We start from the raw sequence: 9,407 nt of genomic DNA on the forward strand, positions 1-9,407 counted from the left end.
AGGACCAGACGGTGCTGGCCAACGAGCAGGTCGTCGACGGCCGGTGCGAGCGCTGCGGCACCGAGGTCGTCAAGAAGAAGCTCACCCAGTGGTACTTCCGCATCACCGACTACGCCGACCGGCTGCTCGACGACCTGAACCAGCTCGAAGGGTTCTGGCCGCACAAGGTGCTGCAGATGCAGCGCAACTGGATCGGCCGCTCGGTCGGTGCCGACATCGACTTCGAGATCGAAGGCCGCGCCGAGAAGGTCACCGTCTTCTCCACCCGCCCCGACACGCTGCACGGCGCGACCTTCTTCGTCGTGGCACCTGACTCCGACCTCGCCGCCGAGCTCGCGGCCGGCGCGTCGGCCGAGGTGCGCATGCGGTTCCAGGACTACCTCGAGGGCGTGCAGAAGGCGACCGACATCGATCGGCAGGCCACCGACCGCCCGAAGACCGGCGTCTTCCTCGACCGCTACGCGATCAACCCGATCAACGGCGAGCGACTGCCCATCTGGGCCGCCGACTATGTGCTGGCCGACTACGGCCACGGCGCCGTCATGGCGGTGCCGGCGCACGACCAGCGCGACCTGGACTTCGCCCGCGCGTTCGACCTGCCCGTGCGGGTGGTCGTCGACACCAGCGCCCCGGTCACCGGCGCGATTCCGGTGATCGAGCTGGACGATGAGGGTGTGCCGATCGATCCGGGCACGGATGCCGACGACACCGACCCCGCCAAGACCGGCATCGCGCTCACCGGCGAAGGGCGCATGATCAACTCCGGGCCGCTCGACGGTCTGAGCAAGCGCAACGCGATCGCGCGCGCGATCGAGCTGCTCGAGGCATCCGGCACCGGCCGCGCGTCGAAGACGTATCGCCTGCGCGATTGGCTGATCTCCCGCCAGCGGTTCTGGGGCACGCCGATCCCGATGATCCACACCGCGGACGGTCGCATCGTGCCGGTGCCCGACGACCAGCTGCCCGTCGAGCTGCCGTCGCGCGAGGGACTGGACCTCACGCCCAAGGGATCCTCGCCGCTGGGTGCGGCGACCGACTGGGTGACCACCGTCGACCCCGAGACGGGTGAGCCCGCCCGGCGCGACGCCGACACGATGGACACCTTCGTCGACAGCTCGTGGTACTTCCTGCGCTTCCTCTCGCCCGGCGACAGCACGCAGGCGTTCTCGCAGCGCGAGGCGGACCGCTGGGGTCCCGTCGACTTCTACATCGGCGGCGTCGAGCACGCCATCCTGCACCTGCTGTACGCGCGCTTCATCACCAAGGCGCTGTACGACATGGGCCATGTCGAGTTCACCGAGCCGTTCTCGAGCCTGATCAACCAGGGCATGGTGATTCTCGACGGCGCGAAGATGTCCAAGAGCAAGGGAAACCTGGTGCTCTTCCAGGAGGAACTCGAGGCGCACGGCGCCGACGCCCTGCGCGTGGGTCTCGCTTTCGCGGGTCCCGTTGAGGACGACAAGGACTGGGCCGACGTCTCCACGGTGGGCGCGGCGAAGTTCCTGGCGCGTGCACTGCGCGTGGCGGGCGACGTCACCAGCCGTCCCGACGTGGTCTGGGCCGATGGCGACACGGCGCTCCGCCGCATCACGCACCGGCTGCTGGCCGATGCGCCGGGGCTGGTCGAGCAGACGAAGTTCAACGTCGTCGTCGCTCGACTCATGGAGCTCGTCAACGCCACCCGCAAGGTCATCGACAGCGGAGCGGGCGCGGCCGACCCCGCCGTGCGCGAGGCGGCCGAGGTGACTGCGCTGGTGCTCGACCTGTTCGCGCCGCACACCGCGGAGGAGATGTGGGAGATCCTCGGCTACCAGCCGTCGATCGGGCTCGCACCGTGGCGGCAGGCCGACCCGACGCTTCTCGTCGAGGACACCGTCAAGGTGGCGGTCCAGATCGACGGCAAGGTGCGGGCGACCCTCGAGGTCCCCGCCCGCATCGAGGCCGCCGAGCTCGAGGCGCTCGCGCGCGGTGACGAGCGCATTGTGCGTTCTCTCGCCGGCCGCGAGATCACGCGCGCGGTGGTGCGGCCCCCGAAGGTGGTCAGCTTCAGCACCCGCTGACCCGCAGCGCGCTCAGCTTCACAGGGTGCCCCGACCCGTCACATGACGCAGCAGCGCACCGACCTGCGTCGACGCGGTGTCGGGGTGCTCGGGATGCCACTGCACGCCCACTGCCGGCGCCGATTCGTGAGCGACGGCCTCGACGACGCCGTCGACGGCACGCACCAGCACGCGCAGTCCCGGCGCGAGCTCGTCGATCGCCTGGTGGTGGGTGCACAGCACCGGTCCGGTCTCCGCGAGGGACCCTACGGCGCTCTCACCCTGCGCGATCACCGGGGTGGCGACGAAGGGGTCGCCCTCCGCGGAGCGGTGCCCGTGCATGTCGGGCACGAGCGTGCCGCCCAGAGCCACGTTGATCAGCTGCAGCCCGCGGCAGATGCCGAGGAGCGGCGTGCTGCGCTCGACGGCATCCCGGATCACGGCGATGGTGACGCGGTCCGCCACGGGCTCGTGCAGGCCGGATCCCGGATAGTCCCGCGCCCCGCCGTAGAACCCGGGGTCCACGTCCTCACCACCGAGCACGACGACGACGTCCACCCGCTGTGCTCGCTCGAGAACCGACTGCTCATCCACCTCGGCTGCGGCGACCAGCTCGGCTGTCCAGCCGAGCGCGTTCACCGCTCGCACGGTGGCGTCGTTGAGCACGTTCAGCTGCCGCTGGGAGTCGGGAGCGTGGGGCCTCTCGTCGCGGACGTGCAGCAACATGGCTGCGGGGCGCTGGTGCATCGTGGCCTCCGGTTGTGGGTACAGGCAGGATCCCAGAGGATCACGACGCCGGGGTGACGCCCGCGTTTCGCACGTGTGTCGCGACCGGGCGGCAAGGCGCCGCCGCGCTGACAGCCACCGCCGTCTCCTCCACCGCCGCCGCCACAGCCACCGCCTCCACGGATGCAGCCGTGCGGCGGATGCGGCAGGGGTCGCCACACCTAACGTGACGGAGTGACCGGCGATCCTTCCGCACCGCCCGCCCGTCGGCGCCTCGGCGTCGGCGCAGTGACGGTCGTCGTGATCGCGGCGCTGGCGGTGACCGTCGCCATCGGCATCGTGCGCACGTCGTCGGTACCGGTCGAGTCCGTCACGATCGCAGAGACCCAGGCCACGCCCGGCGCAACCGTGCCGGCCGCGGAGGTGTACGTGCACGTGTTCGGCGCGGTGGCGTCTCCGGGGCTGTACCGACTGGCCGAGGGTGCACGCGTGGTCGATGCGGTGGCGGCCGCCGGCGGGCTCACCGAGGGCGCGGACCAGGGCGCGATCAACCTCGCGCGGGTCATCGGCGATGGAGAACAGCTTCGCGTGCCCCTGATCGGCGAGGCCCCCACCGCGCCGGTGGCCGCGCCGGGATCCGCTCCTGGCGGCCCACCGGGCGCCGACGGCGGCAAGGTCAACCTCAACACCGCGGATCTGGCGGCGCTCGACACCCTGCCGCGCATCGGGCCGGCACTGGCCCAGCGCATCATCGACTGGCGCGACGAGAACGGGCGGTTCACCAGTGTCGACGATCTGCTGGCGGTGCCCGGCATCGGCGACAAGATGCTCGCGTCGCTGCGGGATCTGGTGACGGTGTGAGCCTGCGCCGCGCGCGACGACGCGACCTGCGGCTGGTGCCCGCCGTCGGCGGCGCCTGGGCGGCGGCGCTGGTGGGCGCCGTGCATGTCGAGGCGACCCCCGTCGCGGCGATCACCGCGTGGGTGCTGTGTCTCGCGGCACTGGGGCTGACGTGCAGCACTCGGCGGCCTTCCGTCCGCACCGGGTTCGCTGCGGCGGTGATCGCGTGCGCCGCGGCCGGCGCGGTGCTGTCGCACCTGGCCCTCGCGCAGCCCGGCCGGTCCGTGGAGCATCTCGATGTGGACGGCGGCCGCGCGCTGAGCGTTACGGCCGTCGTCACCGGCAAGGTGGAGCCGTCCGCGCTGGGACTGGGTTTCGACGCCGTTGCCGACCGGGTCGTGATCGGGCCCACCGTGCACGTGACGTCCCTGCCGGTGGCGGTGCGCGTGGCGCCCGAAGACGTGGACGCTCCCGGCGACCTCGCCCCCGGCGCCCGCGTCGAGGCGGTAGGCACGGCGTTCGCATCGCACCCGGGGGAGCGGGCCGTGCTGGTCGTCCGCGCGACCGGCGGGCTCACCGTGCAGACGGGGCCCGTGGGCGCCTTCGCCGCGACCGCGCACCTGCGCGAGCGACTCGTGGCATCCACCCACGGCTTGCCGCACCCGGGTGGCGGGCTCGTCCCCGGCCTCGCCGTCGGTGATACATCAGCCGTCTCGGATGATCTGGATGCCGCGATGAAGGCGTCTTCGCTGTCGCACCTGACCGCGGTCTCGGGGGCGAACTGCGCGCTGGTGGTCGGGATCGCCTTCGCCGTCGCCGCGCTCTGCGGGGCCCGCCGCGGCGTCAGGGTCGCCTGCGGGCTGGCGGTCCTCGCCGGATTCGTCGTTCTCGTGACACCCGAGCCCAGCGTCGTGCGCGCGGCGGCGATGGCCTCGATCGCGATGCTGGGCGTGCTGCTCGGGCGGGTCGGCGCCGGTCTTTCGGTGCTGTGCCTCGCGGTGGTCGCGCTGCTGGTCGCCGACCCCTGGATCGCCGCTGAGATCGGCTTCACGCTGTCGGTGGCGGCAACCGGGTCGCTTCTGCTGCTCTCCGGTCCACTGGCCGACGGCATCGGTAGACGGATGCCACGCCCCCTCGCGCTGACCCTGGCCGTACCGCTGGCCGCACAGCTCGCCTGCGGGCCGCTGCTCATCATCGTGGAGCCGTCCGTCGCGCTGTACGGCGTCGCGGCGAACCTGCTCGCGGCCCCCGCCGCGCCTGTCGCGACCGTCGTGGGCCTCGCCGCATGTCTGGCCGCGCCGATCCCCGTGCTGCAGGCCGGGCTGACGGCAGCGGCTTGGCTCCCCGCCGCCTGGATCGCGGGTACCGCCCTCACCGTGGCGGGCCTGCCGGGCGCGACCGTGCCGTGGCCCGAGGGCGTGCGGGGAGTCGTCGCCCTTGCCGCGGTGGGCGCGGCGGTGGCAGTCGTGTGCGCAGCCGGCGCGCCGACGCGCGCCTGGCGGCGGGCGCGCGCCGCCAGCGCCGTGATGCTGGCGATGCTCGCCGGGGCAGGCGCAGGGGCCGCCCTGCTGTCGACGGCGATCGCCCCGGCGACGGTGCCCACCGGGTGGTCGATCGCCGCGTGCGATGTCGGCCAGGGGGATGCGGTGCTGGTGCGCTCGGGAGTGGCGGTCGCCCTCATCGACACCGGGCCCGACCCGGCGGCGCTGGAAGAGTGTCTGCGCCGTTTCGGCATCCGTCGCATCGCTCTGCTCGTGCTGACGCATTTCGATGCCGATCACGTGGGCGGCCTGGAAGCGGTGGCCGGCCGCGTCGACCTCGTGGTGCATGGACCACCCGCGGATGCGGCGGCGCACACCGCCCTCCGACAGCTCGAGGCGGGCGGGGCGCGCCGGGTCGAAGGCACCGCGGGTGTCTCGGGGGCACTCGGTGACGCCCGCTGGCGCGTGCTGTGGCCGAACGCCGGGTCGGCGGCGTTCCCCGCCGGGAACGACGCCTCGGTGGTCGTCGATGTCTCGGGCGGCGGGGTGCCCGCGGCACTCTTCCTGGGCGATCTGTCTGCCTCGCCGCAAGAGGCCCTGGCCGCGTCGGGGCGGCTCGCCGCGGGCTATGCCGTCATCAAAGTCGCCCACCACGGCAGTGCCGACCAGGCCCAGCGGCTGTACCGCATGCTGCAGCCCGCGGTGGCGCTGGTCACCGTCGGCGTCGACAACGACTACGGTCATCCGCGCGGCGAAATCCTCGACCTGCTCGTGGAGGTGGGAGCGACCATCGCGCGCACGGATCGCGACGGCATCCTGGTGATCTCCTCCGCCGGCGCGGATGGCTTGACCGTGTGGCGCGAGCGCGCTCCGCCGGGCGTCGACGTCGGCACCCCGGGATAGGCTGGAGACATGGCACCTCCCGCGCGCAGACCCGCTGCGCGCAAGCCCGCCGGCAAGGCCGCGGCGAGCAAGATCCCGCAGCTGTCTTGGCGCAAGCCGCAGCCCGCTCCCATCGTGCTCGTCTCCGGTCCTGAAGAGGTGTGCGCTGAGCGCGCCATCGCCGGGCTGCGCGACTACCTGCGGGCCGAAGATCCGAGCCTCGAAGTCACCGACATCCGTGCCGACGACTACGCCGCCGGCACGCTGCTGGGGGTCACGTCGCCGTCGCTCTTCGGCGAGCCGAGACTGGTGCGCGTGTCGGGCGTGGAGAAGTGCTCCGACACGTTCCTCGCCGAGGCGATCTCGTACCTCGACCACCCGCAGGACGGCGCCACGGTGGTGCTGCGCCACACCTCCTCGAGCGTGCGCGGCAAGAAGCTGCTCGATGCGATCCGCGCCGGCACCGGCGGCGGCGTCGAGATCGCCTGCCCCGCGGTCAAGCGCGACAGCGACCGGTACGACTTCGCCGCGGGGGAGTTCTCCGCCGCCGGAAAGCGCATCGCCCCGGCCGCCCTACGCGCGCTGGTGTCTGCGTTCGCCGACGACCTGACCGAGCTCGCCGCCGCATGCCAGCAGCTCATCGTGGACGTCCCCGACGACGTCACCGAGGCGACCGTCACCCGCTACTACGGCGGCCGAGTCGAGACGTCGGCCTTCACCGTGGCCGACACCGCCATCGCCGGCCGTTACGGTGATGCGCTGCTGGCGCTGCGCCAGGCGCTGGCATCCGGCTCAGACCCGGTGCCGATGGTCGCCGCCATCGCGATGAAGCTGCGCACGATGGCCAAGGTCGCCGGACACCGCGAGCCCTCCGGCGCGCTCGCGGGCCGCCTGGGGCTGAAGGACTGGCAGGTCGATCGCGCGCGCCGGGATCTGATGGGCTGGAACGAATCCTCGCTCGGCATGGCGATCCAGGCGGCCGCGCGGGCCGATGCCGAGGTCAAGGGTGGCTCCCGCGACCCCGTGTTCGCGCTGGAGCGCCTCGTCACCGTCATCGCCACCCGGCAGCCGTTCGGCGGCTGACCGCGGCATCCCGACACCTGGAGCCGGGCACCGCCGCTTCGTGTGGCAGTGGTGGTCAGCGACGGCCCATGGATGCCGCAACATCTGCCACCTGAGCGGGTGCGTCGGCGTTCGTGTCCCGCGTGTCTCGCTCGCGACGGCGGCGGCGATCCCCCGTGGCGGCCCTGGTGAGCCCGTGGGCGCGGGCCGTGCGACGGCCGCGCGCGCCCCCACCGCGCGCGCCCCCGCCCGCAACTCCTCGAGGACGAGCACGGACGGGCCCCAGACCGCCCGAACAGCGTCGGACCCGCGCCGTCTTGAGGAGTTCCGACCAACGACGAAGGCCCGCCCCACGCGGGGACGGGCCTTGACGTTCAGCTGCGTGTCAGAGCGCGGCAACCTGCTTGGCGATGGCCGACTTGCGGTTCGCCGCCTGGTTCTCGTGGATGACGCCCTTGCTGACGGCCTTGTCGAGCTTCTTGGCCGCCTTGATGAGGGCCTTCTCGGCTGCGGCCTTGTCGCCGGCGGCGATGGCCTCGCGGGTGCGACGCACCTCGGTGCGAAGCTCGCTCTTGACGGCCTTGTTGCGCTCGCGGGCCTTCTCGTTGGTCTTGTTGCGCTTGATCTGCGACTTGATGTTCGCCACGTCGACGTATCTTTCGTTCGGAGTGATAGGAAATGCCGAGCGGCAGTAGAGGGGTGCCCCCGGCAGTCGTGTGAGGAGGAAACCCACACGCAAGCCGACTACAGAGTCTAGCAGGCTCAGACGACTCGACCCGACGGCGCCACCTCGTGCTCGAGCGTCGCGACGGAGAGGTCGAGCACGGCGTTGAACACCGCGGGACGCATGGCGGTCACCAGGTGGGTGGTCCGGGGCACGACGATGAGTTCCGCCTGCGGCACGAGCCGGCAGAACAGCCGTTCGTTCACCCGCAGCTGGTCGTACTGGCCGTTGACGAACCACGTGGGCACGTCGATGCGCCGCAGGGCCGCCAGCAGGTCCAGGACCGACAGGCTCCGCAGCGCAACGTCCTGGGCGGTGAACGCGTATCCGCCCGCCCCGAAGTCCTCCCGCGTTTCGGGCGGCAGCGTGCGTGCCAGCATCCGCTTTGTGAACCAGATGCCGTGACTCGGCAGCGCGTCGAATCCGCGCGCGATCAGCCGGTACGCGGTCAACCCCACGCCGCGCGGCACCGAGGTGCACGAGGCGCCGATGAAGCCGGCGACCGGCGGCCGGTCCTCGCGACCGACGTACTCGGTGCAGATCAGCCCGCCCATCGAGTGGCCCACCAGCAGCACGGGACCGCGGGTCGCGGCTTCCCGCACCGCCTCGTCGATCGCCGCGAACGCACCCTCTAACGTGAACGTCTCGGCCATGCGCGTGCCGTGTCCCGGCAGATCCAGCGCTTGGACGGGGATGCCACGGGCAGCCAGGTGCTCCACCTGGGCTCGCCACATCGTCGCCGACGTGCGGATCCCGTGGACCAGCACCACCTGCACCGTCATGGGTCCACCCTACGAGCCGGGCGCCCGGGGGAGCACGCAGCTCCAGCCGGACGCCCAGCACATCGTCAGCCGATGGCGCGCACCTTCACCGGCGCACTCTCCGACCCGGCCACGGTCTCGGCATCCCGGGGGACGAAGACGGCCGTGTACGAGTGGCTGCCGCGGGTGAGCGTGCCCAGCCGCAGCGACGCCAGTCCGCCGCGCACGGGAGCTGTGCCGATGACGGCGCCATCGGGTCCACCCTCGCGGAACTCGACTGTGCCGTCGGCCCGTGCCCCGCTCTGCTGCACGTACGCGACGAGCGTCGTGGGCAGGAAACGGTTGATGTGCACCGGCAGCAGCGCCACGAGGCGGGTGCTGGTCTGCGCCTTCTCGACGGTGCTCGCCGCCACCTCGATCGGCACCGTGACGACGGTGCCCGAGGGCTGGGCCGTCAACGTGAGCGCCGCAGCGCCCGCAGCGACCCCGGCCGGCAGCGTGACAGAGACCGTCGCGGCGCCGGCGGTGACGGGCACCTCACCCAGCACCGTGTCGCCGAGAGCGACCGACAGCGTGGTGTTCTCGGGGGCGCCGCGACTGGTGAGGTTCAGCCCCGCCAGCGAGAACTGCACCTGCGCGCCGGCCTCGACCGTCTCGGGCACCCCGCTGACCTGCACGGCCTGCTTGGCGTACGAGGGGGCAAGAGGGGAGTTGTCGGCGATGTAGTCGACCCACGCCTCGTAGTCGAGCAGACCGGTGTCGACGTACCCGGTGCCCTCGGTGAAGACGCGGAAGTTGTCACCGCCGCTGGCCAGGAACGAGAACGTGCCGATGCGGTACTCCGCCGCCGGATCGATGGGCTGGCCGTCGACCGTCACCGACGTGATCCGCT

General features: G+C 72.2%; 8 protein-coding genes. 4 read left to right on the forward strand and 4 right to left on the reverse strand.

What is annotated here, in order from left to right; genetic code table 11:
* Window positions 1-2,060: leucine--tRNA ligase (locus NQ160_RS12885; protein WP_257515628.1), on the forward strand; the 2,060-nt coding region annotated here is incomplete at its 5' end.
* A gap of 18 nt (window positions 2,061-2,078) precedes the next feature.
* Here the strand turns inward: NQ160_RS12885 and NQ160_RS12890 are convergent.
* A complete protein-coding gene (locus tag NQ160_RS12890) occupies window positions 2,079-2,786 on the reverse strand; it encodes a gamma-glutamyl-gamma-aminobutyrate hydrolase family protein (RefSeq protein ID WP_257515629.1) in 708 nt (235 codons plus the stop codon).
* A 213-nt stretch (window positions 2,787-2,999) separates the two neighbouring features.
* Here NQ160_RS12890 and NQ160_RS12895 point away from each other — a divergent pair, with 213 nt between their 5' ends.
* From NQ160_RS12895 to holA, 3 genes are read left to right on the forward strand one after another with little or no spacing between them, the layout of a single operon-like run.
* Window positions 3,000-3,626, forward strand: coding sequence for a ComEA family DNA-binding protein (locus NQ160_RS12895; RefSeq protein WP_257515630.1), 627 nt, complete (start codon window positions 3,000-3,002; stop codon window positions 3,624-3,626).
* Window positions 3,623-5,989, forward strand: a complete 2,367-nt coding sequence (locus NQ160_RS12900; protein WP_257515631.1) for a ComEC/Rec2 family competence protein — start codon at window positions 3,623-3,625, stop codon at window positions 5,987-5,989. The genes NQ160_RS12895 and NQ160_RS12900 overlap by 4 nt, the downstream gene beginning before the upstream one ends.
* Before the next feature lie 9 nt (window positions 5,990-5,998).
* Window positions 5,999-7,051, forward strand: a complete 1,053-nt coding sequence (holA, locus tag NQ160_RS12905; protein WP_257515632.1) for a DNA polymerase III subunit delta — start codon at window positions 5,999-6,001, stop codon at window positions 7,049-7,051.
* 364 nt (window positions 7,052-7,415) lie between these two features.
* Here the strand turns inward: holA and rpsT are convergent, their stop codons facing one another.
* The 3 genes from rpsT to NQ160_RS12920 all read right to left on the reverse strand — a co-directional run.
* Window positions 7,416-7,676 (reverse strand): 30S ribosomal protein S20, encoded by a 261-nt coding sequence (gene rpsT, locus NQ160_RS12910; protein WP_257509709.1) that lies wholly within the window; start codon window positions 7,674-7,676, stop codon window positions 7,416-7,418.
* A 116-nt stretch (window positions 7,677-7,792) separates the two neighbouring features.
* On the reverse strand, window positions 7,793-8,536 hold the full coding sequence (locus NQ160_RS12915) for an alpha/beta fold hydrolase (protein WP_257515633.1): 744 nt from the start codon (window positions 8,534-8,536) through the stop codon (window positions 7,793-7,795).
* A 65-nt stretch (window positions 8,537-8,601) separates the two neighbouring features.
* Window positions 8,602-9,407 (reverse strand): Ig-like domain repeat protein (locus NQ160_RS12920; RefSeq protein ID WP_257515634.1); only part of this gene is annotated, 806 nt, incomplete at its 5' end.

This window comes from Microbacterium sp. zg.Y909 (genome assembly GCF_024626565.1).

Bases quoted from the DNA above. Each gene is read 5' to 3' on its own strand.
- holA (WP_257515632.1), top strand. From the start codon at position 5,999: ATGGCACCTCCCGCGCGCAGACCCGCTGCGCGCAAGCCCGCCGGCAAG.
- NQ160_RS12890 (WP_257515629.1), bottom strand. From the start codon at position 2,786: ATGCACCAGCGCCCCGCAGCCATGTTGCTGCACGTCCGCGACGAGAGG.
- NQ160_RS12915 (WP_257515633.1), bottom strand. From the start codon at position 8,536: ATGACGGTGCAGGTGGTGCTGGTCCACGGGATCCGCACGTCGGCGACG.